Annotated in this window: 24 protein-coding genes; 7 read left to right on the forward strand and 17 right to left on the reverse strand. The window is 65.8% G+C overall.

All coding sequences use genetic code 11. The features are described from left to right. From BN1136_RS01780 to BN1136_RS01795, 4 genes are all read right to left on the reverse strand, one after another. Nucleotides 1-485 (reverse strand): vWA domain-containing protein (locus BN1136_RS01780; protein WP_043807979.1); only part of this gene is annotated, 485 nt, incomplete at its 3' end. Further along, entirely contained in the window at nucleotides 482-1,027 is a 546-nt protein-coding gene (locus tag BN1136_RS01785; protein WP_043760688.1) for a DUF4381 family protein, read from the reverse strand. The genes BN1136_RS01780 and BN1136_RS01785, both read right to left, overlap by 4 nt. Further along, nucleotides 1,012-1,902, reverse strand: coding sequence for a DUF58 domain-containing protein (locus BN1136_RS01790; RefSeq protein WP_043760685.1), 891 nt, complete (start codon nucleotides 1,900-1,902; stop codon nucleotides 1,012-1,014). The genes BN1136_RS01785 and BN1136_RS01790 overlap by 16 nt, the downstream gene beginning before the upstream one ends. 46 nt (nucleotides 1,903-1,948) lie before the next feature. Beyond that, on the reverse strand, nucleotides 1,949-2,899 hold the full coding sequence (locus BN1136_RS01795; RefSeq protein WP_043760683.1) for an AAA family ATPase: 951 nt from the start codon (nucleotides 2,897-2,899) through the stop codon (nucleotides 1,949-1,951). A gap of 183 nt (nucleotides 2,900-3,082) precedes the next feature. Between BN1136_RS01795 and fadI the strand changes: the two genes are divergently transcribed. The 5 genes from fadI to BN1136_RS01815 all read left to right on the forward strand — a co-directional run bounded on the left by fadI (nucleotide 3,083) and on the right by BN1136_RS01815 (nucleotide 8,567). Further along, the gene (gene fadI / locus BN1136_RS01800; RefSeq protein WP_043760680.1) at nucleotides 3,083-4,393 is read left to right on the forward strand and encodes an acetyl-CoA C-acyltransferase FadI; all 1,311 of its coding nucleotides are present in this window, start codon (nucleotides 3,083-3,085) and stop codon (nucleotides 4,391-4,393) included. Next, nucleotides 4,393-6,540: a fatty acid oxidation complex subunit alpha FadJ gene (gene fadJ, locus BN1136_RS01805; RefSeq protein WP_043807987.1), complete on the forward strand. Its 2,148-nt coding sequence runs from the start codon at nucleotides 4,393-4,395 to the stop codon at nucleotides 6,538-6,540. The genes fadI and fadJ overlap by 1 nt, the downstream gene beginning before the upstream one ends. A 239-nt stretch (nucleotides 6,541-6,779) precedes the next feature. Next, nucleotides 6,780-6,920, forward strand: a complete 141-nt coding sequence (locus BN1136_RS19585; protein ID WP_005301193.1) for a TIGR02808 family protein — start codon at nucleotides 6,780-6,782, stop codon at nucleotides 6,918-6,920. A 192-nt stretch (nucleotides 6,921-7,112) separates the two neighbouring features. Further along, nucleotides 7,113-7,670 carry a YaeQ family protein gene (locus BN1136_RS01810; RefSeq protein WP_043760677.1) on the forward strand — a complete coding sequence of 186 codons (558 nt, stop codon included), beginning with the start codon at nucleotides 7,113-7,115 and terminating at the stop codon, nucleotides 7,668-7,670. A gap of 12 nt (nucleotides 7,671-7,682) precedes the next feature. Next, nucleotides 7,683-8,567, forward strand: a complete 885-nt coding sequence (locus tag BN1136_RS01815) for an AEC family transporter (RefSeq protein ID WP_043760675.1) — start codon at nucleotides 7,683-7,685, stop codon at nucleotides 8,565-8,567. A gap of 185 nt (nucleotides 8,568-8,752) precedes the next feature. On the opposite strand, the gene BN1136_RS01820 is transcribed toward BN1136_RS01815, so the two are convergent. The 4 genes from BN1136_RS01820 to BN1136_RS01835 all read right to left on the reverse strand — a co-directional run bounded on the left by BN1136_RS01820 (nucleotide 8,753) and on the right by BN1136_RS01835 (nucleotide 13,089). Next, the gene (locus BN1136_RS01820; protein WP_043760672.1) at nucleotides 8,753-9,982 is read right to left on the reverse strand and encodes an MFS transporter; all 1,230 of its coding nucleotides are present in this window, start codon (nucleotides 9,980-9,982) and stop codon (nucleotides 8,753-8,755) included. Nucleotides 9,983-10,046: 64 nt separating this feature from the next. Further along, a complete protein-coding gene (locus tag BN1136_RS01825; protein WP_043760877.1) occupies nucleotides 10,047-10,820 on the reverse strand; it encodes an ABC transporter ATP-binding protein in 774 nt (257 codons plus the stop codon). Then, the gene (locus tag BN1136_RS01830) at nucleotides 10,813-11,865 is read right to left on the reverse strand and encodes a FecCD family ABC transporter permease (protein WP_043807981.1); all 1,053 of its coding nucleotides are present in this window, start codon (nucleotides 11,863-11,865) and stop codon (nucleotides 10,813-10,815) included. The genes BN1136_RS01825 and BN1136_RS01830 overlap by 8 nt, the downstream gene beginning before the upstream one ends. A 102-nt stretch (nucleotides 11,866-11,967) precedes the next feature. Beyond that, complete coding sequence (locus BN1136_RS01835) at nucleotides 11,968-13,089, reverse strand: ABC transporter substrate-binding protein (RefSeq protein WP_043760644.1); 1,122 nt, start codon at nucleotides 13,087-13,089, stop codon at nucleotides 11,968-11,970. 521 nt (nucleotides 13,090-13,610) lie between these two features. Here BN1136_RS01835 and BN1136_RS01840 point away from each other — a divergent pair. Then, nucleotides 13,611-16,829: an ExeM/NucH family extracellular endonuclease gene (locus tag BN1136_RS01840; protein WP_043807984.1), complete on the forward strand. Its 3,219-nt coding sequence runs from the start codon at nucleotides 13,611-13,613 to the stop codon at nucleotides 16,827-16,829. 204 nt (nucleotides 16,830-17,033) lie between these two features. Here BN1136_RS01840 and BN1136_RS01845 read toward each other — a convergent pair whose 3' ends face one another. Beyond that, complete coding sequence (locus BN1136_RS01845) at nucleotides 17,034-17,573, reverse strand: glycine zipper 2TM domain-containing protein (RefSeq protein ID WP_043760642.1); 540 nt, start codon at nucleotides 17,571-17,573, stop codon at nucleotides 17,034-17,036. A gap of 332 nt (nucleotides 17,574-17,905) precedes the next feature. Between BN1136_RS01845 and BN1136_RS01850 the strand changes: the two genes are divergently transcribed. Then, nucleotides 17,906-19,531, forward strand: a complete 1,626-nt coding sequence (locus BN1136_RS01850) for an acyl-CoA synthetase (RefSeq protein WP_043760639.1) — start codon at nucleotides 17,906-17,908, stop codon at nucleotides 19,529-19,531. Nucleotides 19,532-19,704: 173 nt separating this feature from the next. On the opposite strand, the gene hisIE is transcribed toward BN1136_RS01850, so the two are convergent. From hisIE to hisG, 8 genes are read right to left on the reverse strand one after another with little or no spacing between them, the layout of a single operon-like run. After that, complete coding sequence (hisIE, locus tag BN1136_RS01855; RefSeq protein WP_043760636.1) at nucleotides 19,705-20,340, reverse strand: bifunctional phosphoribosyl-AMP cyclohydrolase/phosphoribosyl-ATP diphosphatase HisIE; 636 nt, start codon at nucleotides 20,338-20,340, stop codon at nucleotides 19,705-19,707. After that, nucleotides 20,333-21,106, reverse strand: a complete 774-nt coding sequence (gene hisF, locus BN1136_RS01860; RefSeq protein WP_043760633.1) for an imidazole glycerol phosphate synthase subunit HisF — start codon at nucleotides 21,104-21,106, stop codon at nucleotides 20,333-20,335. The genes hisIE and hisF overlap by 8 nt, the downstream gene beginning before the upstream one ends. Beyond that, nucleotides 21,106-21,873, reverse strand: a complete 768-nt coding sequence (gene hisA / locus BN1136_RS01865; protein ID WP_043760631.1) for a 1-(5-phosphoribosyl)-5-[(5-phosphoribosylamino)methylideneamino]imidazole-4-carboxamide isomerase — start codon at nucleotides 21,871-21,873, stop codon at nucleotides 21,106-21,108. Before hisA ends, hisF begins: the two co-directional genes overlap by 1 nt. A gap of 5 nt (nucleotides 21,874-21,878) precedes the next feature. Further along, nucleotides 21,879-22,499 (reverse strand): imidazole glycerol phosphate synthase subunit HisH, encoded by a 621-nt coding sequence (hisH, locus tag BN1136_RS01870; RefSeq protein ID WP_043760628.1) that lies wholly within the window; start codon nucleotides 22,497-22,499, stop codon nucleotides 21,879-21,881. Further along, complete coding sequence (hisB, locus tag BN1136_RS01875) at nucleotides 22,499-23,632, reverse strand: bifunctional histidinol-phosphatase/imidazoleglycerol-phosphate dehydratase HisB (protein WP_043760625.1); 1,134 nt, start codon at nucleotides 23,630-23,632, stop codon at nucleotides 22,499-22,501. The genes hisH and hisB overlap by 1 nt, the downstream gene beginning before the upstream one ends. 12 nt (nucleotides 23,633-23,644) lie before the next feature. Next, nucleotides 23,645-24,730 carry a histidinol-phosphate transaminase gene (hisC, locus tag BN1136_RS01880; protein ID WP_043760623.1) on the reverse strand — a complete coding sequence of 362 codons (1,086 nt, stop codon included), beginning with the start codon at nucleotides 24,728-24,730 and terminating at the stop codon, nucleotides 23,645-23,647. After that, the gene (gene hisD / locus BN1136_RS01885; protein WP_043760621.1) at nucleotides 24,727-26,052 is read right to left on the reverse strand and encodes a histidinol dehydrogenase; all 1,326 of its coding nucleotides are present in this window, start codon (nucleotides 26,050-26,052) and stop codon (nucleotides 24,727-24,729) included. Before hisD ends, hisC begins: the two co-directional genes overlap by 4 nt. A 12-nt stretch (nucleotides 26,053-26,064) precedes the next feature. Beyond that, a complete protein-coding gene (hisG, locus tag BN1136_RS01890) occupies nucleotides 26,065-26,961 on the reverse strand; it encodes an ATP phosphoribosyltransferase (protein WP_043760619.1) in 897 nt (298 codons plus the stop codon). Nucleotides 26,962-26,969: the final 8 nt, after the last annotated feature.

Consider the following 26,969-nt stretch of genomic DNA (forward strand, 5'->3'; position numbering starts at 1 on the left):
CCCGCCAGATCGAAGTCGAGCTCCTGGGTGAGGGCGAGCAGGGCCCGGGTCTCCTGGGTCAGGGGGGAGAGCAGGTAGGCGTGGTCGGCGAAGACGATGAGGGCGATGCGATCACCCGGGCGCGAGGCGATGAGCCCGGCAATCTGCTGGCGCACCGCGGCGAGCCTGTCCTTCTGCTGCCCCTCGTCCAGCATGTCCTGGGTGCGCATGCTGTCGGAGAGATCCGCCGCCAGGATGAGATCCCGACTGCTCTGGTAGTGGATGACGGGTGCTTCCTGCCACTGGGGGCGGCACAGGGCCAGCACCAGGGCGCACCAGCAGAGCGCCATGCGCCAGACGGGCTGCCCCCCCTGGGGATGCAGCAGGGGAAAACCGCCGTGAGAGAGGCGCGTGCGGCCCCTGTCACCCGCGAGGGGTGGCAGGCCGAAACGCACCAGCAGCGGCAGGACGAGGGCGAGGGCGAACCAGGGCCAGGCGAGGATCATCTGTTCCCCCCGTCGGGCCGGCGCATCCTGGTCAGCCGCGGCGTGGCGACACAGCGGCGTCCCCATCGAAGGTAAGCGCGGCGAAGCCTTGCGCGCTCTGCCTCGTTCGGCTGCGCCGCGCCATAGAGCCAGTGCGGCCACTGTCCGGCAAACAGGCTGAAGTCGCTCCCGCCCTTGCTATCGAGCCAGGCGAGCCAGGCCTCTCCTTGCAGGGGACCCGCCTCGGGCCAGCGGGCGAGGGCCGCCTCCCGCAGCGCGGCGTGCAGCCGGGGCACGAGATCCTCCCCCTGCCAGACCAGCTGGCGTGCCCAGCGGCGCTGGCGCCAGAGGGTGCGTGCCAGGGTGGCCGCAAGCCAGAGGGCGAGCAGCGTCAGCAGCAGTCCGCCCCAGGCCGCCAGGCGGGGATCAGGGGCCTCTTCCAGCGGCGCACCCGGGTGGATGTCGCGAAGCTCTGCCTGGATCGCCTGCAAGGCTGGCTCCACCGGGGAGGCCGATACATCGGGTTGAGGGGGGCGCGGCTCGGCGCTCAAAACAGGCGACATCCGCCCTCCTGCCACTGGCGCTGCAGCGGCTCGCCGTTGTCGAGGCGATAGAGGCGCGTCACCAGGGGCATCAGTTGCTGCTGACTGGTTGCCGCCTGCTCCCTGGCCGCCTTCTGGTAGCGCTCGCGAAAGCGGGCCAGGCCGCCATCGAGCCAGCCGCTGCGCCTGCCCGCGGCCACCGCCAGCTGCCCCTGTCCGGGCAGGATTGCCTCCAGGGGATCGCGGATCTGCCAGTAGTGGATGTCGTGGCGCTGGCCGAGGCGCTGCAACTGCTTGCACAGCCCCGGATCCGGCGGCTGGTGGTGGCTTATCAGGGTCAGCCTGGCCCCATGGGGCAGGGTGAGCCCGGCCAGGGTGTGAGCCAGAGGGTGGTTAAGGGGGGCGCGATCCAGTCCCGCCTCGTAGTGGCGGCAGAGCGCCTCCAGCAGCGGCATGAGGGCGCCGTGCTGTTGCAGAAGGCGGGGCTCCAGGCCGTGACAGACGAGGGTGTTGGCCTGCTTCTCCCCTTGCCAGAGCAGGGCTGCCGCGAGCTCGCAGCCGAGGCGCGCCTTGAGCTGTGCCCCAGAGCCAAAGTACATGTCGGGGGAGAGATCCAGCAGCAGCCAGTGGGTCTGCTCCTGCTCCTCCCCGTAGAGGCGGGTGTGGGGGCGGCCGAGACGGGCGGTGACCCGCCAGTCGATGTGGCGCACCTCGTCCCCGGCCTGATAGACGCGCAGCTCGCGAAAGCTCAGGCCCGGCTGGCGTCGCACTCGCCCCTGGTGTGCCAGGTGGATGCGGGCCCGCTCGCCCGATCTGGCCCAAAGCCGCACTGCCAGCAGTCTGGCGAGGGGCAGGGCGATATCGGGATGGGCACGGGGGTCGGCGAGTGCGGTCATGGCTGGCGCATCGTCGGGGCAGAGGCAACCGCAGGCGGGCAGAGGCTCAGGGGCATGGGATGGCATCCAGCAGCAGGGTGATCAGCGCCTCGTTGTCGAGGTTGTCCGCGAGAGCCTGGTAGCTCGGGATCAGGCGGTGGCGCAGCACGGCGGGGGCGAGGTGCTGAATATCCTCGGGCAGCACGAAGTCGCGCCCGGCGAGCCAGGCGCGGGCACGGGCCGCTCTCGCGAGGCCGATGCTGGCTCTGGGGCTCGCGCCCACCGCGATGAGGGGCTCGAGCTCGGGGCACAGGCCGCTGCCGGGGCGGGTGGCGCAGACCAGCTGCACCAGATAGTGTTCGAGGCGCCCCTGCATCTGTACCCCCTGAACGGCGGTGCGGGCCGCCAGCAGGTCGGCCTGGCTCAGGGTCAGCGGCGGGGGGGACAGGGCCTCGCCCCGGGCGTTGAGCTGGAGGATGGCGAGCTCCATGGCGGGGCTCGGGTAATCCACCAGCAGCTTGAGCAGGAAGCGATCGAGCTGGGCCTCCGGCAGGGGATAGGTTCCTTCCTGTTCTATCGGGTTTTGCGTGGCCGCCACCATAAAGAGGGGCGGCAGGCGCCAGCTCTTCTTGCCCACGGTGATCTGGTGCTCGGCCATGGCCTCCAGCAGGGCGGACTGCACCTTGGCCGGGGCCCGGTTTATCTCGTCCGCCAGCACCAGGTGGTTGAACAGGGGGCCTGGCTGAAAGACGAAGCTGGCGTCCTGGGGGTGAAACACCTCGCTGCCGGTGAGATCGGCGGGCAGCAGATCCGGGGTGAACTGGATGCGGGCGAAGCGCCCCTCCACGGCCCCGGCCAGCGCCTTGACGGCCCGGGTCTTGGCAAGACCGGGCGCCCCCTCGATCAACACATGTCCTTCACATAACAGGGCGATGAGGAGTCCCTCGATGAGGGAACCCTGTCCCAGGATCTGGCTGCCCAGATAGTCTCCAAGTGCTCTGAACTCGGCCGCTGCCATGCGATAAACCCGTTGTTTTTATGGAAGTTGATCTTTTTATACCCCAGTTGGCTCACAAGGGCGAGGGAGGGTGGCAAGATGGGAACAATTTAGTTTCAATCAGCTGTATGAAAGTTGTGAGTGGATTGTTAAGATGTGGCGCAATGAGGTCTGACCTCTGCCTTTTTAACCCAAGGAGCCAGGATGAAACAGCCATTGAAACTGACGACTCGCCAGGGCGAACGGATAGCCGTCGTGGCGGGTCTGCGCACCCCCTTTGCCAAGCAGGCCACCGCTTTTCACGGCGTGCCTGCGGTGGATCTCGGCAAACTGGTGGTGAGCGAGATGCTCGCCCGCACGGATCTCGATCCCAAGCTCATCGACCAGCTGGTGTTCGGCCAGGTGGTGCAGATGCCGGAAGCCCCGAACATCGCCCGCGAGATCGTGCTCGGCACCGGCATGAGCGTCAGTACCGATGCCTATAGCGTGTCGCGCGCCTGCGCCACCAGCTTCCAGGCGGTGGCCAACGTCACCGAGTCCATCATGGCGGGCTCTGTGGACATCGCCATCGCCGGCGGCGCCGACTCCTCCTCCGTGCTGCCCATCGGGGTGAGCAAGTCCCTGGCCCGCGCCCTGGTGGATCTCAACAAGGCGCGCAACCTCCAGCAGCGCTTCAACATCCTGCGCCGCCTGCGCCTGAAAGACTTGCTGCCGGTGCCGCCCGCGGTGGCCGAATACTCAACCGGCCTCTCCATGGGGCAGACCGCCGAGCAGATGGCCAAGACCCACCAGATCAGCCGCGAGGCGCAAGATGCGCTGGCCCACCGCTCCCACACCCTGGCGGCCGAGGCCTGGGCCCAGGGCAAATTGAATGGCGAGGTGTTCACCGCCCACGTGCCCCCCTACAAGTCGCCGCTGGAGCGGGACAACAACATCCGCGAAAGCTCGGATCTGGCGAGCTACGCCAAGCTCAAACCCGTGTTTGACCGGGCCCACGGCTCGGTGACCGCCGCCAACGCCACCCCGCTCACCGACGGCGCCGCCGCCGTGCTGATGATGCGTGAAGGGCGTGCCCGCGAGCTGGGCCTCGAGCCGCTGGGTTACATCCGCAGCTTTGCGTTCTCCGCCATCGACGTGTGGCAGGACATGCTGATGGGCCCCTCCTATGCCACGCCGCTGGCACTGGACCGCGCCGGTATCACGCTGGCGGACCTGACGCTCATCGACATGCACGAGGCCTTCGCCGCCCAGACGCTGGCCAACCTCAAGATGTTTGCCAGTCACGAGTTTGCCAGGGACAAATTGGGCCGGGATCAGGCCATCGGCGAGGTGGACATGGACAAGTTCAACGTGCTCGGCGGATCCCTGGCCTACGGCCACCCCTTTGCCGCCACCGGGGCGCGCATGATCACCCAGACCCTGCACGAGCTGCGGCGTCGGGGCGGGGGACTGGGGCTCAACACCGCCTGTGCGGCGGGTGGGCTGGGTGCGGCCATGGTGCTGGAGGTGGAATGATGAGTGCCAAGACTTTTTCTCTGGATATTCGCAAAGACGGCATCGGCATCCTCACCATGGATGTGCCCGGTGAGAGCATGAACACCCTGAAGGCCTCGTTTGCGGACGAAATCCGCACCCTGCTGGCCGAGGTGAAGGGGAACGGCGATCTGATCGGCCTGGTGATCGTCTCCGGCAAGAAGGACTCCTTCATCGCCGGGGCCGACATCGCCATGCTGGCGGCCTGCACCAGCGCCCAGGACGCGGAGGCGCTGTCCCGGGCCGGGCAGGAGGTGTTTGCCGAGATCGAATCCCTGGGCATTCCGGTGATCGCCGCCATCCACGGCCCCTGCCTCGGCGGCGGGCTGGAGCTGGCGCTCGCCTGTCACGGCCGGGTGGTGACCGATCACGGCAAATCCGTGCTGGGGCTGCCGGAAGTGCAGCTCGGCCTGCTGCCGGGCTCCGGCGGTACCCAGCGTCTACCGCGCCTCATCGGCGTGGCCAAGGCGCTGGATCTGATGCTGACCGGCAAGCAGGTTCGGGCCAAGCAGGCCAGGAAACTCGGGTTGGTGGATGACGTGGTGCCGCCTTCTATCCTGCTGGAGGCCGCCGTCAAGCTCGCCAAGAAGGGCAAGCCGCGCCACCGCCTGAAGCGGGATCTGCAGGGCAAGGTGCTGGAGACCAACTCCCTCGGTCGCAAGGTGTTGTTCGATCAGGCCCGCAAGGGGGTGAAGGCCAAGACCCGCGGCAACTACCCGGCGCCTGAGCGCATCATCGAGGTGGTACGCATCGGCGTGGAGGAGGGGATGAAGGCCGGTCTGCAGGCCGAGGCCCGCCACTTCGGCGAGCTGGTGATGACGCCGGAATCCGCCGCCCTGCGCTCCCTCTTCTTCGCCACCACAGAGATGAAGAAGGAGGTGAGTTATCAGGGGGCCGAGCCGCGCAAGGTGGGCCATGCCGCCGTGCTGGGCGGTGGCCTGATGGGTGGCGGCATCGCCTTCGTCACCGCCACCAAGGCGGGGGTACCGGTGCGGATCAAGGATGTGGCGAGCGCCGGCATTGGCAATGCCATGCGCTACAGCTACGACATCCTGGCCAAGAAGCTCAAGCGCCGTCATATGCTGCGCAGCGAGCTGGAGAAGCAGATGAGCCTGCTCACCGGCACCCTGGACTATTCCGGCTTCCACCGGGTCGACATGGTGGTGGAGGCGGTGTTCGAGGATATCAACCTCAAGCACCAGATGGTGCAGGATGTGGAGCGCGAGTGCGGTGAACACACCGTGTTCGCCTCCAACACCTCCTCCCTGCCCATCCATCAGATCGCCTCGGCGGCGGCGCACCCGGCGCGGGTGGTGGGGCTGCACTACTTCAGCCCGGTGGACAAGATGCCGCTGGCGGAAGTCATCCCCCACGCCGGCACCAGTGCCGAGACGGTCGCCACCACCCTGGCCTTCGCCCGGGCCCAGGGCAAGACCCCCATCGTCGTGAAGGATGAGGCGGGCTTCTACGTCAACCGTATCCTGGCCCCCTACATGAACGAGGCGGCGCGCCTGGTGCTGGAAGGGGAGCCGGTGGAGGTGCTGGACGGCGCCCTGCTCGACTTCGGCTTCCCGGTCGGCCCCATCACCCTGCTGGACGAGGTGGGGATCGATGTGGGGGCCAAGATCTCCCCCATCCTCGAGAAGGAGCTCGGTGGCGAGCAGTTCCAGGCGCCCAAGGCGTTTGACAAGCTGCTTGAGAACGAGCGCAAGGGGCGCAAGAACGGCAAGGGCTTCTACCTCTATGGCAAGGCGGCCCCGCGCAACAAGCTCACCGGCAAGGAGGGCAAGAAGACGGTGGACGCGAGCGTCTACGACGTGCTCGGCGTCACGCCGCTGGCCAAGCTGGGCCGCCAGGAGATAGCCGAGCGCTGCGTGCTGCTGATGCTCAACGAGGCGGCCATGGCCCTGGATGGCGGTGTGGTGGCGTCGGCCCGGGACGGCGACATCGGCGCCATCTTCGGCATCGGCTTCCCCCCCTTCCTGGGCGGCCCGTTCCGCTACATGGACAGCCTCGGCATCGAGTACCTGGTGGGGCGCCTCGAGCACTACCAGAAGCGCTTCGGTGACCGATTCGCCCCCTGTGCGCGACTGAAGGCGATGGCGGCGGAGCAGCAGACCTTCTACTGATGGCGTGTTGACCCCTGCGCTGGCGAGGCGACCTCATGGTCGCCTCGCTTTTTTCTGCCTGGTGCCGGGCAAAACGGGGGGGCAAGGGACTAAATTATTGATCTAGCGCAAACAGGTGCCCCATTTATTACTTTGGTGGCATAGGACTCAGGCGCGGGTTGAGGTCAAATAGCCTCATCAGGAACGGGGCTCACCCCGTCACAAAAGGGACACCCATTTCACTGGATGAAGGACACACTATGAGTCTGCTTGAACAAACCATCTGGACTGTATTGGGGTATGGGGCCATGCCCTTTATCTTCCTGAGCGGGTTCGTGGCAGTGGCAGTGACCTGCTGTCTGCTGCTCAATGCCTTCGGGGTCAAGTCCGCCGAGAAGTGAGTCACTCTCGTTCATGCCGCCAAATGCCAGTCTCGCGACTGGCATTTGTTTTTTCTGTCTCCTGAAGCACTTATCCCGCCCCCTGATACGCAAAAGGGCGTGCAAGACGGTCGAACCCGACGGCCATTTTGATTACACTGGCGCCCGGCATGTCCGCCCCCTTTCTCTTTCTATCAGGTGTTCACGACTTCTATGGCGCTCAAGGCAACCATCTTCAAGGCCCAGATCAGCTTGTCTGACATGGATCGCAATCTGTATCAGGACTTCTCCCTCACCCTGGCCCGTCACCCCTCCGAGACCGACGAGCGCATGATGATCCGGCTGGCGGCCTTCGCCTGGCACGCCGCCGAGCGGCTGGAGTTCACCAAGGGCCTCTCCGCGGACGACGAACCCGAGCTCTGGTGCAAGAACTACTCCGACGAAATCGAGCTCTGGATTGAGCTGGGCCAGCCCGACGAGCGCCGCCTCAAGAAGGCGTGCAACCGCTCCCGCCAGGTGGTGCTCTACCTCTACGGTGGGCGCGGCACCAGCGTCTGGTGGAAGCAGAACCAGGGCAAGCTGGGCCTGCACGACAACCTGAGCGTCATCGAGCTCTCCGACAGCCAGACCCTGCCCCTGGCCGCCATGGTGGAGCGCACCATGCAGCTTACCTGCACCATCTCCGATGGCCAGCTCTGGGTGAGCAACGGCAACCAGGAGGTCACCTTGGATCCCGTGGTGCTGATGGGCCGTCCGGCCCGGGAACTGTAAGCGGAAGCCCCCATGTTCAGCGCGCTGCTCAATATTGTCATCCCGGTGTTTGCGGTGGCGGGCCTTGGCGCCCTCTACGGGCGGCTGCGGCCGGGCGGCGACCTGGGTTACATCAACCGGGCGAATATCGAGCTGTTCAGCCCGGCGCTGGTCTTCTCGGCGCTGGTGAAATACCCGCTGGATCTGGCGGCGCACCTGCCGCTCATCGCGGCCGGTGCCCTGGTGATTTTGCTGCCGGGGCTGCTGCTCTCCCTGCTCAGGCTCAAGGGCATAGAGCGGGCGGCGCTGATCCTGCCCGCCATGTTTCGCAACACCGGCAACCTTGGCATTCCGCTCATGGTGCTGGCCTTTGGCGAGCAGCAGCTCGGCGCCATCGTCATCCTGTTCGTGCTCTCCAACCTGCTCCACTTCTCGGTGGGCATGTTCATCCTCTCCGCCAACACCTCCCGCTGGGGCTGGCTGAGAAGCCCGGTGCTCTGGGCCGCCTTCGCCGGCCTGCTGGTGGCCAACCTGCATATCCCGCTGCCCGAATACCTGGTGACCAGCGCGGATCTGCTCGGCCAGATAGCGGTGCCCCTCATGCTGTTTGCTCTCGGCATTCGCCTGATGGAAGGGGAGCTGGGCCACCTGGAGCTTGCCCTCAAGTGCAACCTGCTCTATCTGCTGGCGGGGGGCCTGGCCCTCGGGGGGGCGGTCTGGCTGCTGCCCCTCAAGCCCGAGTGGATACCGCTCCTGATGCTCTCGGTGGCGCTGCCCCCGGCGGTGCTCAACTATATCCTGTGCGAGCAGTACCAGTGCCAGCCCGACAAGGTGGCCAGCATCGTGCTCGGCGGCAATGCGCTCTCCGTGGTGGTGATCCCCCTGGCGGTCTGGCTGGCGCTGCATCTGGGCGGCTGATCCGATTCTGTCTTCCCCTTCAAGGACGCCCGATGGCGTCCTTTTTACTGCTATCGCGAGAGTCTGGTGATGCTTTGTTAATCGAACGTGGCCCGGTTTCTTACCGGGTCAATACGTTCCGGTTAGCCGGACAAGGCAGAGTGCGGAAAGAGAAGGGAATAAAAGGGCGGCCTTGGCCGCCCTGTTTATTGATGGGTGGCCGGCTGAACCTGGCCATCCTTGCGCAGCTGGGTATAGAGGCCAGCCCCGGCCAGCAGGCCGGTGAGGGCAAGCAGCCACCAGATGGCGGTGGCGGGGCGGCTGCCCGCATCCCCCAGCATAAAACCGATGAGCAGGTTGCCAAAGAGCGCCATGCAGCCCCCGGCGCTGGCATAGAAGCCGTAGTAGCTGCCGAGCTGCTCGGGCGGCGCGTAGCGGGGTAGCTGGGCGGCAAAGAGCGGGAAGCAGAGGATGGAGCCCAAGGAAAGCAGGGTTACCTGTGCCAAGACACCCGCCGTCGGCCAGGGGGACAGCAGGGGCAGGGCCAGATAGCTCAGCCCCATCATGCCGATCCCCAGCCCCATGGCGAGCGGCACCCCCAGGCGGCTCTCCACCAGGCGCGATGCCGGGATCTGGAGCACGACACCGATCACCGCCGTGAGGGTGAAGACGCCGCCGAGCAGGTGGGTGGCGTCCGGCAGGCTCTGGATATGGGCGGGCAGGGCGAGATAGAGCTGGTGGAACAGGATCTGGTAGCTGCCCGCCAGCAGGGTGAACCCCATAAAGGGGCGCTGGCGCACTATCTCCCCCCATTGGCGCAAAATGGCGCCGCGCGGGCTCTGGTGGCTCACCGGGCGTTTGGGCAGCACCCGGTATTGCAGCACCCCGAGCAGGGCGAAGAGGCTCGCCGCCAGGATCCCCGTCAGGGTATAGCTCTGCTGGGTCAATGTCAGGCCGACCAGGGGGCCGAGCAGCATGCCCGCCTGGCTGGCGAGATTGTGCAGGGCGAAGGCGCGCTGGCGCTGGCTCGGGTTGTGGCACTCGCTGGCGAGATACGCCTGGGCGCAGGGGGTGAACAGGGCCCCGGCAAAGCCGGTCAGGGTCGCCGCCAGCAGCAGGATGGGCAGGGATTCCGCCCAGCCGAGCAGCGCGAACCCCAAGGATCGCACAAGGCAGCCCCAGACGATGGCGGGGTGATAGCCGATGCGATCCCCAAGGGTGCCCCCCAGGAGAAAGAGCCCCTGCTGGCTGAAGACCCGCATCCCCATGACGAGGCCACAGGCCCAGCCGGCGAGGCCCAGCCCGGCGCCCATGTGCTGGGCGAGAAAGGGCATCATCATGTAGAAGCCGAGGTTGAAGGCCAGCCCGTTGGTGATGAGCAGGCGGGCGGCCGGACTCATGCCCTGCCAGTCCCGCCAGTAGGAGGCACCGCTCATGTGGATGCCCTCCGGGCGAAGCGCCGGGGGCAGGGGGCGGTCAGCGGAAACTCGGGACGCGTCTTCATCCTGGCTGTCTTCGCACGGTGCGCAGGAAGGGGATGCCGCTGTGATCGTGGCTCACCTCCACCGGCACCTGATAGAGGCGCTCGATGAGGGGAGCGTCGAGCACCCTGGCGGGGGAGCCGAACGCCTGCAGATCGCCGCCGGCCAGCACGATCAGCTGATCGGCGAACTGGGCGGCCAGGTTGAGATCATGCAGCACCACCAGGGTGATCCACTGCTGCTCCCGGGTCTGCTGGCACAGGTGCTCCATCAGCTGCATCTGGTGGTGCAGGTCCAGGGCGCTGACCGGCTCGTCCAGCATCATGATGCGGGGATCGCGCAGCAGCACCTGGGCGAAGAGCACCATCTGCCGCTGGCCGCCGCTCAGGGAGTAGAGGGGGCGATCCGCCAGATGGGCGATGCCGAGTGCCTGCAGGGCGCGGCCGGCAGCCAGGATGTCCTCGTCCGCGAGGCGCATGGAGAGGCTGTCGAGGCGCCCGAGCACCACCACCTCGATGACGCTGAGGTCCAGCTCCAGCTGGATGTTCTGGGGCATGTAGCCAAACTGCTGGCGCCACCTGGCCTGCGTCATCTGGCGGGCGCTCTGGCCATCCAGGCTGATGTCGCCGCCATCGGCGGCGAGCTCACCGAACAGGGCGCGCAGCAGCGAGGTCTTGCCGGTCCCGTTCGGGCCGATGATCACATGGACCTGACCCGGATGCAGGGTGAGGCTGAGCTCCCGCAGCAGGGTCTGCTGGCCGAGGGAGAGGGAGAGTCGGGATATTTCAAGCACGTTTACGCCCCCTGCCGAGGATCAACCAGATGAAGAAGGGCACGCCGATGAGCGCGGTGACGATGCCGATGGGGAACAGGGCCCCCGGAATGATGGACTTGGAGAGCACGGAGGCGGCCGAGAGCATGCAGGCGCCGCACAGGGCGGAGAGGGGGATCAAAAAGCGCTGATCTTCCCCCACCAGCATGCGGGCGATATGGGGGGCCACCAGGCCGACGAAACCGATGACACCGACGAAGCTGGTGGCGGTGGCGGTCAGCAGGGCGACCAGCACCAGGGTCTTCATGCGCAGCCTGTCGACGTTGACCCCGAGACTGCGGGCGCGGGCTTCCCCAAGGCGCAGGCTGGTGAGGGCCCAGGCGTCCCGGTAGATAAGCACGGTACAGATCAGGGTGACGGCGGCGGTGATGATCAGGGAGTCCCAGGTGGTGCGCATCAGGCTGCCAAAGAGCCAGAACAGGATCTGCTGGTTGAGCTCGGGGGAGGAGAGGAACTGCAGCAGGGAGAGCAGGGACTGGAACAAAAAGAGCAGGGCGATGCCGGCCAGGATCAGGGTCTGGCTGTTGACGTGGCGCATCATGGCCAGACCGAACAAGAGGCTCGCAGCCAGCATGCAGAGAATAAAGGCGCCGGCCGGAATGGCCACCAGGGGAGGAAGCCCCAGCCCCCCAGTATAGAGTGCGAGCGCCGCACCCAGGCCCGCCGCCGCCGCGAGCCCAAGGGTGTAGGGGCTCGCCAGGGGGTTGTCCAGCAGGGTCTGCATCTGCACGCCGCCAAGGCCGAGGGCCGCACCGACCACCAGGGCCATGAGGGCGATGGGCAGGCGCATGTCGTGGACTATGGTGCGGGTCATGGGGTCGGCCTGGGCGGGGGAGATCAGGGCATCGACCACGTCGTGCAGGGCGAGCAGGGAGGGGCCGGTGGCGATGTCGAGCACCAGGGTGATGCACAGCACCAGGGCGAGCAGCAGGAGCCAGCGCCAGCGTCGGCGCTCCCGTTGCCGCTGCCGGGTGAGGGTCTGCTGCAGGGCAGCCAAATCATTCATGGTTAGGATCCTGACTCGGGCGCCACGAGGGGCGCCCACAAAGATTGAAGAGAGATGATGCAGAGGGCTCTGCCTGGGCAGGCAAAGCCCAGACTGCCGGCGTTAGTTTGCTTCACCCTGCTTGATACCCAGCATAAAGGTGCCCTGGGGGCGAATGGGCAGATAGTGCTGGTAGAACGCCTGATAGGTGGCCAGGGGATCGAGATCCTGGAACAGGTCCGGGTAGAGGGACTTGGCCATGAACTGGATGAGGGCGGCATCCATGATGCTGCGGGTCGCGCCGTGGTAGACCGCATAGAGGCGACCCTGCTGCACCGCGGGCAGCTCGCTCCAGCCCGGACGGGCGGCGAAGCCTTGCAGGCGCTGGCGCACCGTCTGGGCCGAGATGTCCTGGCCGACCTGCATCGCCTCGGCGCTGCTCACGCTCTCGTAACCCGCCATCAGGATCACCTCGGGCTTGCTCGCCAGCAGTTGTTCCGGGTGAATGGGGCCCCAGCGATCAACGAAGGGGGCCGCCACGTTGTCGCCACCGGCCAGCAGGGCCATGGCGCCCCACATGTCCTTGCCATAGGTGTAGCTGTACTCGGCCGGGCCCTTGTCACCCAGCTCGATGTAGACGCGGGGCGGCTTGCGCTTCGCCGCGGCGATGCGTGAGGTGATGGTGTCGATGGTGGCCTTGTATTCGTCCGCCATCTTGCGTGCCCTGGCCTCCTGGCCGGTGAGCTTGCCAAGCAGCAGGGTGCTCGCCATGTGGCGCTCCAGGGTCTGGGCGTTGTAGTCGATGACCACCACGGGGATCCCCGCCTGCTCGAGGCGTGGCAAGTCCGCGGCCAGGGCCTCGTATTGCCACTTCGCCAGGATCACCAGATCGGGTTTGACAGCCAGGGTCTTCTCGATGGAGAAGCTCTGATCCTGGACGTTGCCAAGGTCGGGGACCTTGGCCAGCTGCGGCAGGCTGGCGACATAGAGAGACCAGATAGCGGGGCGGGATTTGACGAACCAGCCTTGAGACATGCCCACCAGGCGATCGGCCCCGCCATCACCGGCCACCGCCAGGTAATCCTCGGGGTAGAAGCCGAGCACGATGCGGCTGGCGGGCAGGGTCAGCGAGACCTTGCGGCCCATCACATCCTCCACTTCTGCGGGGGCGGCGGCTTGCACCATCCAGCTCATCAGCGCGAGCTGACCAAGCAACAACAACTTTGCCAGGGGGTGACGAAACATCTTGTGAAACCTCGGGGTGTGGTGAGATAGAAAAAGAAGCGAGAACTATTACTATTCGGGAGATGAAAAGCAATAAACGTTTGTGCGATTCCCCTCCTGTTATGCCTGTCTTTACCTTTTGGCCGATCCGCCAGCATAAAATCATGTTCCAATAGAAACCACTTTTCCGGTGAGGGGGCTGTATGACGCCATTGGGGGCTGTTTTTTCGTTCTGAGGACGGGGGCGTCGCGCTGCCGGCGGGGCTTGGCACCACCATGGAGCTAGGGCCAACAGGAGCCGGCGACAGCTTGTGACGGGCCCAGCACCTTGATGGGGTGCCAACCACCAATATGGGTATTGCCCGTCACCTCTACGCAACAATTTGTTGTCATTGTTAGCCAGCTCCCAGCGACTCCGTCGCTAAACGGGCAGAGTACGCGCGATTTCGGCCTCTGGCCGGTATCCACAGGCAAAAGGTGCTGCGGCCCGCCTCCCGCGGGGCGCCAATAACATAATCAGCAAATAAAAAAGGAAACTGACCATGTCAGGAAGACACTCTCTTGTGGCGCTGGCCGTCGGGCTGGCGTTGACGGGACAGGCACAGGCGCAACTGCTTATCAGCGAATATCTGGAAGGATCCAGCAACAACAAGGCGGTGGAGCTGAGCAATGTGGGCTCCAGCGTCATCGACCTCTCCGCATACCGTCTGGCGCTCTATGCCAACGGCAAACCCCTCACCGACGCCCCCACCAACAGCCTGGCGCTGCAGGGCACGCTCGCCCCGGGCGCGAGCCTGGTGCTGGCCAACCCCTCCGCGAACGCCGAGATCCTGGCCAAGGCGACCCAGACCAGCGGCAACCTGGTGTTCAACGGTGACGATGCCCTGGTGCTCTATCGCGGCAGCGAGATAATCGACAGCTTCGGCCAGGTGGGGGTGGACCCCGGCACGGCCTGGGTGTCGGGCGGCGTCTCGACCCTGGACATGACCCTGCGCCGCAAGGCCACCGTCACCACGGGCCGGGTCGATGCGGCCTCACCCTTCGAGCCGGCGCTGGAATACGTAGCGGCACCGAAAGATGACGCCAGTGGCCTCGGCTGCAGCGGCGATGGCCCTTGCGACGCCACCCAGCCGCCTGCCTTCGTCTGCCCGGTGGACGAGCTGGTGCCGGTGCCTGCCATTCAGGGCCACGGCAGCAGCAGCCCCCTGGTGCCGGCCGGCAAGTTTGAATCCGAGCAGGTCCATGCCACTCGCGGCGTGGTGACCCAGGTGGTCAGCGGCCTCTACAAGGGCTTCTTCATTCAGGACGCGCAGGGGGATGGCGATCCGGTGACCTCCGACGGCCTCTTTGTCTACAGCACCAAGGCCAACGCTGCCGTCGTGCCGGGTGCCGAGGTGTGCGTCTCGGGCAAGGTGAAGGAGTACTTCAACCAGACCCAGATCAACGCCGACGATCTGGTAGTGACCCAGCCTGCCGGCGCCGTGCCGGCGGCGGTGGATCTGGTGCCGGTGGCGGGCGAGAGCCTGACCGAGCTGCTGGAGCGTCACGAGGGGATGCAGGTGCGGCTGGTGCCCGAATCCAGCCTGGTGGTGACCCGCAACTTCAGCTTCGACTACGACGGCAAGCGCAACAACCTGGTGCTCTCTTATGGCGCGCCGCTCATCAAGTCGACCCAGAAATTTGCCGCCATGAGCGAGGAGGCGAGCAACTGGGCCCTGCGCAACCAGCAGAACCAGCTGGTGGTGGAGACCGACGCCAAGGCGCCGGACGGTGTGCTGCCCTGGTTCCCCGGCTTCAACGCCGAGGACGGTTATCTGCGCATCGGCGACAAGCTCAACGGGCTGGAGGGGGCCCTTGGCTACTCCTACAACCTGTTCAGGCTGGTGGCCAGCAACCGCATCGATGCAAGCCAGATTGATCACAGCGGCTGGGATCGGGTGGAAACGCCGGAACTCGCCGAGGCGGGGGATCTGCGGGTCGCCAGCTTCAACGTGCTCAACTTCTTCACCACTGTCGTGGGGGGGGATGCCAACCCCACCGGCAGCAACCGGGGCGCCCTGACGGTGGCGGAGTTCGAGTTGCAGCGCACCAAGATCGTCAGCGCCATCACCCGGCTCAACGCCGACGTGGTTGGCCTGATGGAGATCGAGAACAACGGCTACGGTGACAACTCCGCCATCGCCAACCTGGTGGCGGCCCTCAACGCCGCCCTGCCGGACGAGGCGGATCACTACCGCTGGATTGCCTCCCCGGACGGCAAGCCGATTGGCACCGACGCCATCACTGTGGGCCTCATCTACCGGCCCGCCAGCGTGACGCCCGAGGGGGCCGCCAGCCTCATCGCGCTGCCGATGCAGCAGGCCGAGGCGCAGGACGCCAGCGGCAAGACGGTGACCATCAACCAGGGGATGCGCGAGTCGCTGGTGCAGCGCTTCAGCTCGCCCAAGGGGGATGCGCCCCTGACCCTGGTGGTCAACCACCTCAAGTCCAAGGGGTCCGCCTGCTTCGAGGATTACCCCGACTACGTGAGCGCGGATCCTCTGGATGGCCAGGGCCACTGCAACGCGCTGCGGGTCTCCGCCGCCAAGGTGCTGGGGGAGAACCTCAAGGATCTGGCCGGGGATCTGCTGCTTATCGGCGACATGAACGCCTACGGCATGGAGGATCCCATCCGGGTGCTGACCGACTATGATCCGGCCGCCCAGACGCGCCAGATCATGAGTGCCTCCTTCACCACGTTGGCGGGTCAGCCCCTTGAGGAGAGCGGTAGTGCCCTGGGCAAGGGGTATGGGTTGGTGAACCTGAACACCCGCTTCCACGGCACCGATACCTACTCCTACAGCTATGAGGGAGAGCTTGGCAACCTGGATCACGCCCTGGCCAATCCCAGCCTCGCGGCCAAGGTGATCGGCATCGAGGATTGGCACATCAACTCCGCCGAGAGCAACTTCTTCGAGTACGGCACCAAGTACAGCGGCCAGCTGGCGAAGTCCGAAGGGCCCTTCAGCGCCTCGGATCACGATCCCGTGCTGGTGGCCATCCTGTATCCGCTGCCCCCTGCCGGAGTGATCGCGCTGGAGAGCAGCGCCGCGAGCGTGGAGGAGGGGAGCACCTTGTCCCTGAGTGTCAGCCGCAGCGATGGCAGCCACGGGGAGGCCAGCGTCAGCTATCGCATCGTCTACGGCAGCGCGGACGCAAGCGACGTGGCGCCCCTCACCGGCACCCTGCACTGGGCGGACGGGCAGAGCGACAGCCAGAGCATCAGCATCCCGGTGAAGAGCGACACCCTGCACGAGGGGGATGAGACCTTCACCCTGGAGCTGTTTGATGCGAGCGGCGCGGCTCTGGGGGATCAGCACCAGACCCTGGTCACCATCAAGGACAAGCTGGCACCGTCCACCATCGCCCTGGCTCACCCCGCCATGTCGGTGAACGAGGGGCAGTGGTTTGTGGAGATCCCGCTGGTGCGCACCGGCGATCTCAGCAAGCCCGCCCGTGCCAGGGTAAGTCTTGAGGGGATCACGGCGCGCTGGGGGCTGGACTTCCTGCCCTGGCTCGGCCAGTCGGTGAGCTGGGCCGCGGGCGAGGGGGGCAGCAAGTCGGTCAAGGTGTTGATCATCGATGACTGGTTTGTCGAGCCCACCGAGCAGTGCAGCGTGCACCTCGAGAAGCTGAAAGGGGCCCAGCCGGGCGCCGTCCAGCAGACCCGGGTCGACATCCAGGACAACGACAAGTCCTGGTGGCCCTTCGGCCGTCGCTGAGGCGGTGATGACATCTGACATGAGGGGCCTGCGGGCCCCTTTTCGTTCACAGGCCGCCTGGTTGATGGGGCGGATGGTTGACGGGGCCGGCGGGTGAGTGAATGCCGGCGACAAGGGCGTTTCCCCTGATCCCGTGAAGAACCATGAAAAAGGCCCACCTCGACGGGTGGGCCTTCCTCATGGCGGGGCGCTCCTAACGGAGTATCAACCCTGCGCGTTGCTCAGTACCAGCTTGCCATCCTTGACCGGGATGGTGGCGCCGGGTGCTTTTTCCATTCTTACCACCCCTTCCTGACCGGCGAGGCGGTAGGTGACGTCATAGCCCAGGGTGCGGGTGCTGCTCTCCTGCACCGTCTTGCAGCGCTGCTCCGTGGTGGTGTAGGTGTCACCGGCCTGCATGTTGCCCTGTACCTGGTTGCCGGCATAGCCGCCTGCCACGGCACCGGCTGCGGTGGCGATCTTCTGGCCGCTGCCGCCACCAAACTGGTGGCCGACCACGCCGCCGAGGGCCGCCCCGACCACGGTACCCAGGATCTTGTGCTCGTCCTGCACCGGCTTGCGGTGGGTCACGGTGACGTTGCGGCACTCCTGACGTGGCGTCTTGATGGTCTCGGTCACCGGCTTGCTGGCCAGCACCTCGGCAAATTGGGGTTCGGATGAAAACATGGATCCGGTGGCGGCCGCCGACAAGGCCAGTGCAGAGGCCACTCCTATCCCGATACCTGCCAACATGGATGTGTTCATCGTTTCTCTCCTCGTACAGATGCCCGTTGCGGGGCTTGCGGCCATTGTTGGCATTTTGGCCCTTCGGCTCAAGCAATCTGCCCCTCCATTGCGACAGAGTCTGGCTGCGCAAAAAGTGACCGCCACAAAAGAGCGTCGGCGATTGGCGACAAACGCAGGGAAGGGGGCAGGCCAGCCTCGGCCCTAAGACGTTTCGCTAATACCTGGGCGTGCGCCCCCCTTGGTACCCTTTTGGCCAATCTCGGGGTGATACCAGGGAAGGTTGCCCGGTTGCCCGGTTGCGCGGACCCGCGAGATCCATCCGCTTTGTGACCTTATGAGGAAGGAACCCGATGACAGAGCAAAACATCTACGAGACCGGCCTTGGCAAGACCCCCGCCAATTACGAGGCGCTGACCCCCTTGAGCTTTCTGGGGCGGGCGGCCCGGGTCTACCCCGACTACCCGGCCCTGATCCACGGCCCCCTGCGCCAGACCTGGGCCCAGACCGAGCGCCGTTGTCGCCAGCTCGCTTCGGCCCTGCGCCTTCGCGGCATCGGCGAGGGGGACACCGTCTCCATCATCGCCCCCAATACTCCGGCCATGTTTGAGGCGCACTTCGGGGTCCCCATGAGCGGCGCCGTGCTCAACACCATCAACACCCGGCTCGATGCGGACGCCATGGCCTTCATCTTTCAGCACGCCCGGAGCAAGGTGGTGCTGGTGGACAGGGAGTTCGGCGCCCTGGTGCGAAAGGCGCTCTCCCTGATAGATAGCCAGCCCCTGGTGATCGCCATCGACGATCCCCTCTATGAGGAGGGGGAGCTTGTCAGTGAACTGACCTACGAGGCGTTTGTTGCACAAGGGGACGGGGACGAGCCCGGCTGGCTGCCAGCGGACGAGTGGCAGGCCATTTCGCTCAACTACACCTCCGGCACCACGGGCAACCCCAAGGGGGTGGTCTATCACCATCGCGGTGCCCACCTCAATGCGGTCAACAACGCGCTCTCCTGGGAGCTGCCCAAGCACCCCGTCTATCTCTGGACCCTGCCGATGTTCCACTGCAACGGCTGGTGCTTCCCCTGGACCCTGGCGGCGACCGCCGGGGTGAGTGTCTGCCTGCGCCATGTGCAGGCGGCGGCCATCTACGGGGCGCTGCACGAACACAAGGTGACCCATTTTTGCGCCGCCCCCATCGTACTCAATATGCTGAACAACGCCGATCCGGCCCTCAAGCAGGGGCTCGATCACCCCATCAAGGCGATGACGGCGGGGGCCGCGCCGCCCGCCACCGTGATCGCCGGCATGGAGGCCATGGGGATCGCCGTGACCCACGTCTACGGCCTCACCGAGACCTATGGCCCCTGCGTGGTGTGCGAGCCCCAGAGAAGCTGGCAGGGGCAGGATGCCACCACCCTCTCCCGGCTCAAGGCGCGCCAGGGCGTCGCGTCCCCCCTGCAGGGGGAGATGCGGGTGATCAATCCCGTCAGCGGCGAGCCTGTCCCCATGGATGGCAAGACCATGGGTGAGATAGTGCTGCGCGGCAACATCGTGATGAAGGGCTATCTCAAGAACCCGGCGGCGAGCGACGAGGCGATGGCGGATGGTTGGTTTCGCAGCGGCGATCTCGCGGTCTGGCACCCGGACGGCTACGTGGAGATCAAGGACAGATCCAAGGACATCATCATCTCCGGCGGGGAGAACATCTCCAGCCTGGAGGTGGAGGATGTGCTCTATCGCCACCCCGACGTGGACGAGGCGGCGGTGATCGCCATGCCGGACGAGAAGTGGGGGGAGGTGCCCTGTGCCTTCGTCAAGCTCAAGGAGGGCCGGGAGCTCACCCAGGCGGAGCTGATTGCGTTTTGCCGCGAGCAGATGGCTCACTTCAAGGCCCCCAAGCGCATCATCTTCACCCCCCTGCCCAAGACCTCCACCGGCAAGGTGCAGAAATTTATGCTGCGAAAGCAGCTGGACCGCTGAGGTCCCCACATCCGTAAAACAAAACGGGCCCATCAGGGCCCGTTGCTTATCTCGGCGTGTCTATTACTTGTTGTGGCGCTCATAAAGCCGCTGCACCACATCTTTCAATTCCAGCCCTTCGTTTTGCAGCAGCACCGTGAGGCGGTAGAGCTGGGTCAACATGGATTCGTTGATCACTTGTTGTGGCGCTCATATAGACGCTGGACCACGTCTTTGAGCCCCAGCCCTTCGTTTTGCAGCAGCACGGTGAGGTGGTAGAGCAGATCGGCGGATTCGTTGATGAGCTCCTCCCGATCCTTGGCCATGGCGGCCAGGGCCACTTCCACCCCCTCTTCACCCACCTTCTGGGCGATGCGCTTGGTGCCCTTGGCGTACAGGCTGGCGGTGTAGCTGGTGGCAGGATCGGCCCCCTTGCGGGCGGCCAGGATCTGCTCCAGCTCCGCGAGGAAGCCGAGCGGCAGCGGCGGGTGGCCGTCAAAGCAGGAGGGGGTACCCAGGTGGCAGGTGGGGCCCACGGGGTCGGCGGCGACCAGCAGGGAGTCCTGATCGCAGTCGGTGCTGATGGCGACGAGTTTGAGCACATGACCCGAGCTCTCCCCCTTGGTCCACAGACGCTGCTTGCTGCGGCTGAAGAAGGTGACCTGACCGGTGGCCAGGGTCTTTTCCAGCGCCTCCTTGGTCATGAAGCCCTGCATCAGCACCTCGCCGCTTAGGGAGTGCTGGACGATGGCGGGGATCATGCCATCGCACTTGGCCCAGTCCAGGCGCTCGACCAGGGATACGTCGTTGTTTACAGCTTGATTATTCACGGATGGCGACTCCTTCGGTTTTCAGCCAGCGTTTCAATTCGGGAATGGGGATGAGGCCCTTGTGGAACACGGAGGCGGCCAGGGCCCCGTCCACGTCGGCGAGGGTGAAGGCATCGCGGAAGTGTACCATGGCGCCGGCACCGCCGGAGGCAATCAGCGGCACCTTGCAGACGGCCCGCACCAGCTTGAGCTGCTCGAGATCATAGCCCTGGCGCATGCCGTCCTGGTTCATCACGTTCAGCACGATCTCGCCCGCGCCGCGCTGTTGAACCTCCTGCACCCAGTCCAGGGTGGTCCAGGCGGTGGTGCGGGTGCGGCTCTCGTCACCGGTAAACTGCTTGACCTGATACTGGCCGGTTTGTGCATCGAAGTAGGAGTCGATACCCACCACCACGCACTGCACGCCGAAGCGCTCGGCCAGGCGGGTGATAAGGCGGGGATCGGCCAGGGCGGGGGAGTTGATGGAAACCTTGTCGGCCCCGAACTCCAGGATCTGGCGGGCATCCTCGACGCTCTTGATGCCGCCGGCGACGCAGAAGGGGATGTCGATGACTTCCGCCACCCGGCTTACCCAGCTCTTGTCCACCACTCGCTCGTCGCTCGAGGCGGTGATGTCATAGAAGACCAGCTCGTCGGCACCCTCGGCGGCGTAGCGGCGGGCGAGGTCGACGATGCCGCCCATCACCTCGTGATTGCGAAACTGCACGCCCTTGACCACCACGCCATCCTTGACGTCGAGACAGGGGATGATTCGTCTTGCCAGCATCAGTTGCCTCCTGTGGCTGTGGTGGATGCGGCGGGTGCCGCCCAGCAGGCGATGGCGTCTGCCACGTCGAATTTGCCCTCGAGCAGGGCGCGGCCGAGGATGATACCCCGCACGCCTGAGCCCTTGAGGGCTTCTATGTCCTCGATGCCGCCGATGCCGCCGGAGGCCTGGAAGCCTACGCTCGGGTAGCGGGCGCAGAGATCCCGGTAGAGCGCGACGTTGGTGCCGGCCAGGGTGCCATCACGGCTGATGTCGGTGCAGAGCACGTGCTTGAGCCCGACGGGGAGGAAGCGTTCGATCAGCGCTTCGATGGTCACGCCGCTGTTCTCCTGCCAGCCGGCCACCGCGATGTGGCGATTACCCTCTTCATCGATGTTGACGTCCAGGGCCAGCACGATGCGCTCGGGGCCGTATTTCTCCATCCAGCTGGCCACCAGGTCCGGGGACTTGACGGCGGTGGAGCCGATGACCACCCGGTTGGCGCCGGCAGCGAGGAGATCGGCCACGTCCTGCTCGGTGCGCACGCCGCCGCCAACCTGCACCGGCGCGCCTGTGGCCGCCAGCAGCCGGGTGATGAGGGGCAGCTGGCGCGCCCTGGCATCCTTGGCGCCGTCGAGATCCACCAGGTGCAGCTGGGCCGCCCCCTGGGCGACATAGTCATCGAAGCGGGCCTGGGGGCTGTCGCCGTAGGCGGTCTTCTGGCCGTAGTCCCCCTGGTAGAGGCGTACCACCTGGCCGTTGATAAGATCGATTGCGGGAATAATCATGGCGGTCACAGCTCCAGAAAGTTTTGCAATAGGCGGGCACCGGCTGGGCCGGATCGCTCCGGGTGGAATTGGGCGCCAAAGAAGTTGTCCCGCCCCACGATGGCGGTAAAGGGCTGGCCGTAGTCGCAGGTGGCCAGCGTCGCCCCGGTCACCTCCAGGGCGTAGGAGTGGACGAAGTAGAAGTAGCTGCCGCTCGGGATGCCCTTGAGCAGCGGGTGTGTCTCGTCGTGCTCAATCTGGTTCCAGCCCATGTGGGGCAGGCGCAGGTTGCCCACCTCCATCAGCCGGATCTTGCCCGGCACTATGCCGAGGCAGTCGATGAGCCCGCCCTCGTCGTTCATGCTCTCTTCGGACGCTTCCGCCAGCATCTGCATGCCGAGGCAAAAGCCCAGCAGCGGCTGCCTGGCGGCGCGGATCAGTGGCACCAGCCCCCGTTCGTTCAAGTTCTTCATGGCAGCCACGGCGGTGCCGACCCCGGGCAGGATCAGCTTGTCGGCCGCTTCGATGTCGGCCGCCTCGCGGGAGACCTGCGGTTGCACGCCGAGGCGTTCGAACGCCATCCTGACCGAGGCAAGGTTGGCGCAGCCAGTGTCAATGATGACCAGTTTCTGGTTGCTCACCGTCATCACAGCACCCCCTTGCTGGAGGGCAGCTCGCTCCCTTCCACCCGGATGGCCTGGCGCAGGGCGCGGCCGAAGCCCTTGAACAGCGCCTCGACCTGGTGGTGGGTGTTGCCGCTGCCCACCTTCATCTGCAGGGTGATGGCCATGGCGTCCGAGAGGGAGCGGAAGAAGTGGGGCACCATCTCGGTGGCCATCTCGCCCACGCTGTCGCGACCAAAGCCGTTCGGGCAGTCGAACACGAAGTAGGGGCGGCCGCTGAGATCAAGGGCCGTGGCCACGTCCAGCTCGGTCAGGGAGGGAGCCTGTTCACTGCTGCGGGGACGGCCGTCGATCACCGCCTGCACCTCGTCCATCGCCAGCACGAAGCCGAAGCGGCCGATGCCGCGCTTGTTGCCAAGGGCCTGACGCAGGGCCTGCCCCAGGGCCAGGCCGACGTCTTCCACCGTGTGGTGGTCGTCGATGTGCAGATCGCCGCTCACCTTGAGTCTGAGGCGGAAACCCGCGTGGGTGGCGATCTGATCCAGCATGTGATCGAAGAAGCCGATGCCGGTGGCAATCTGGTTGCCGCCGCTCTTGTCGAGATCCACCGCGACCTGGATGCGGGTCTCCTTGGTGTAGCGCTCCACCTCGGCCACGCGCCCCTTGGAGAGCAGCTGATCACGGATAGCGAGCCAGTTGTGATCCTGCGGGTGGTAGCGGATACCGCGGATGCCCATGTTCTCGGCGAGCTGCAGATCGGTCTGTCTGTCGCCAATGACGAAGGAGTTGGCAAAGTCGATGCGACCCGAGGCCAGATACTCCTTCACCAGGCCGAGGTGGGGCTTGCGGCAGCTGCAGCCGTCGGTGGGGAAGTGGGGGCAGATCAGTACCTGCTCCCAGGTGACGCCCTGGGATTCGAAGAGGTGCATCATCAGGTCATGGGGGGGCTGGAAGTTCTCCAGCGGCAGGCTATTGGTGCCCAGCCCGTCCTGGTTGGTCACCATCACCAGCACGAAACCGGCGGCCTGGAGCTCCCGCAGTACCGGGATCACCATGGGCTCGAAGCGCAGTTTGGCCAGGCTGTCCACCTGCTTGTCGGTGACCGGCTCCTCGATCAGGGTGCCGTCACGGTCGATAAACAAAAAGGGGGTCTTCATCTCTCTACATCCTTATACGCTGGCGGCAGACGGGGTGTTGACACAGAGCTCGCGCAGCACCTGGAGCACGGCGTCCATCTCGCCCTGATACCCGATGGTGATGCGGATGCTGTTGTCCAGACCCGGCTTGCTGGAAAAATCTCGCAGTATGATGCCGGCGGCCTTCATGGCGGCGAACACGGCGGCGCCGTCAATGAAGCGCACCAGCACGAAGTTGCCCTTGTCCTCGAACACTTCCTTGACGCAGGGCAGACGGAGCAGTTCGGCCTTGATGATCGCTTTTTGCTTGTTGAGCTCCTGCACCCGATCCTGCATCAATTCAAGCCCCATGGGGGAGAGCGCCTGGCTTGCTATCTGGGCGATGGGGTCGGGAATGGGGTAGGGGGCGATCACCTTGGCCAGCATGGCGATGACCTCGGGATCTCCCAGGGTGAAGCCGCAGCGTATCCCCGCCAGGGCAAAGGCCTTGGAGAGGGTGCGGGTGACCACCAGATTGGGGTATTGGGCGAGCAGATCCGCCACGGAAGCCTCCGGGCAGAACTCGATGTAGGCCTCGTCCACCACGATGATGGCGCGATCCCGGGCCTTCTCCAGCAGGGTGACGAGTCCCTTGCGGCCCACCAGATCCCCGGTGGGGTTGTTGGGGGAGCAGAGGAAGACCAGTTTCACGTCCGACAGGCGATCGGCGATGGCGGGCCAGTCCGGCTGGCGGCTCGCCGTGAGCGGCTGCTCCACGATGCCGACGCCGCAGGTCTCGGCGCTGATGGCGTACATGCCGTAGGTGGGGGGGCAGATGAGGATCTGATCCTCCCCCGCCTCGCAGAAGGTGCGGATCAGGAGTTCGATGGCCTCGTCGGCCCCGCGGCTCACCAGCACCTGGTTCGGGTTGACCCCGGCATAGGCGGCATAGCCGTTCACCACCTCGGCAGGCTGGCACTCGGGATAGCGGTTGAGGCGGCTCCCCTCTACGGTGAAGGGATAGGCCAGCGGGGCCTCGTTGGCGTTGAGCCAGACGTGACCGTTGCCGCCGATGCGACGGGCGGACTGATAGGGGGTGAGGGCCCGCACCACGCGGCGGGCCAGATTGGCGATGCTCATGACAAATCCTTCTGCTGTGTACCGGTTTGGGCCGTGCCGGCCAGGGCCTGCAGCCTCAGAGTAACGGCGTTCTTGTGGGCATCGAGCCCCTCGGCCTGGGCGATGCGTTCGACGATGGGGCCAAGGCCCCGGATGCCCTCTGCAGTGAGCTCCTGCACCGTGTAGCGGCGCTGGTAATCGGCGAGCCCCAGGCTCGAGCAGGTGCGGGCGTAGCCGTAGGTCGGCAGGGTGTGGTTGGTGCCGCTGGCGTAATCCCCCACGGACTCCGGCGTCCAGGCCCCCAGGAAGATGGAGCCGGCGTTCTCGAGCTTGTCCAGCAGAGCGCGCGGCGCCTCGGTCTGCACGATCAGGTGCTCGGGGGCGTAGGCGTTGGAGATGGCGCAGGCCTCCTCCAAATCGTCGCAGAGGATCACCAGGCTTGCCTTCAGAGCCTGCTCGGCGATGTCGCGGCGGCTGAGCAGCGCCAGCTGCGCCTTGAGCTCGTCGCTGATGGCATCGGCCAGACGGGGGGAGGTGGTCACCAGCACCACCTGGCTGTCGGGGCCGTGCTCGGCCTGGGAGAGCAGATCCGATGCCACGAAGGCGGGGTTGGCACTCTCGTCGGCGATGACCAGCACCTCGGAGGGGCCGGCCGGCATGTCGATGGCGGCGCCGCGCCAGTCACGGGAGACCTGTCCCTTGGCTTCAGTCACGTAGGCATTGCCCGGGCCGAAGATCTTGTCCACCTTGGGGATCGTCTCGGTGCCATAGGCCATGGCGGCGATGGCCTGGGCCCCGCCGATGGCGAAGACTTGTCGCACGCCACAGGCGCGGGCGGCAAAGAGGATCTCGTCGCTGGCGGGCGACGGGGTGCAGAGCACCACCTCGCGGCAACCGGCGATGGCGGCCGGAATGGCCAGCATCATCACGGTGGAGGGGAGCGGTGCGCTGCCCCCGGGCACATAGAGGCCGACCCGGTTGATGGGCTGGGTGCGCAGCTCGCACAGGACCCCGGGCTGGGTTTTGACCCGTACCACAGGTTGCACCTGTGCGGCGTGGAAGGTGCGGATGTTGGCGATGGCCGCCGCGATGGCACCCTTGATGTCATCGTCCAGTCGGGCGCAGGCCGCATCGATCTCGGCCTCGCTCACCCGCAATTGCTCGCGGGGAGCGCGTTCGAAGCGTTGGCTCAGTTCGCGCAGGGCCTCATCGCCCCGGGCGCGCACGGCGGCGATGATCTCCCGCACCACGGTGCCGATGTCGGCCTCGTCACTCAAGGCCGGCCGGGTCAGCGCCTCGGCCTGGCGTGCGGGGGAAAGACTCTTCCAGATCAGGGTCTGCATGATGTTCCTTCCTTATTCCATCATTTTTTCGATGGGCAGCACCAGAATGGAGCTGGCACCCAGGGCCTTGAGCCGTTCCATGGTCTCCCAGAACAGGGTCTCGCTGGAGACGACGTGCAGGGCGACCTGGTTGGTGTCACCGGCAAGCTGCATGATGGTGGGGCGCTCGGCACCGGGCAGCAGGGAGGTGATGGCCTCGAGCTTGTCTTTCGGCGCGTGCAGCATGATGTACTTGCTCTCGCGGGCCTGCTGCATTCCCTGGATGCGGGGCAGCAACTTGTCGATGAGCTTCTGCTTGGCATCCGACAGGGGGTTGGGGGCCTGCACCAGCACCGCCTTGGAGCGGTAGATCACCTCCACCTCTTTCAGGCCGTTGGCCTCCAGGGTGGCGCCGGTGGAGACCAGATCGCAGATGGCATCGGCCAGGCCAGCACGGGGGGCCACTTCCACCGAGCCGCCCAGCATGACGCTCTTGAAGCCCAGGCCCTTCTCGTCGAAGAAGCGCTTGAGCAACCCTGGGTAGGAGGTGGCGATGCGCTTGCCGGCGAGGCACTCGGGTCCGGTGTAGTTGACATCTTCCGGGACCGCCAGCGACAGGCGGCAGCCGCCGAAGTCCAGCTGCTTGAGGGTCTTGACCGCGAAGGGTTGTCCCTGGGCTGCGCGGATGAGCTGCACCTCTTCCAGCACGTTCTCGCCGATGATGCCAAGGTCGACCACCCCTTCCATCACCAGGCCCGGGATGTCGTCATCACGCACCCGCAGGATGTCGATGGGCATGTTCTCGACATGGGCGATGAGGCGCTGCTCCCGCAGGTTGATCTTGAGGCCGCAGCTCTTGAACAGGGCCTGGGAGTCCTGACTCAGACGACCGGATTTTTGCATGGCGATGCGCAGACGTTGTGTTTCCATTGCTCGAT

Origin of the sequence: Aeromonas taiwanensis, assembly GCF_000820165.1 — a bacterium.
In the GTDB taxonomy this organism is placed as follows: Bacteria; Pseudomonadota; Gammaproteobacteria; order Enterobacterales; family Aeromonadaceae; genus Aeromonas; species Aeromonas taiwanensis.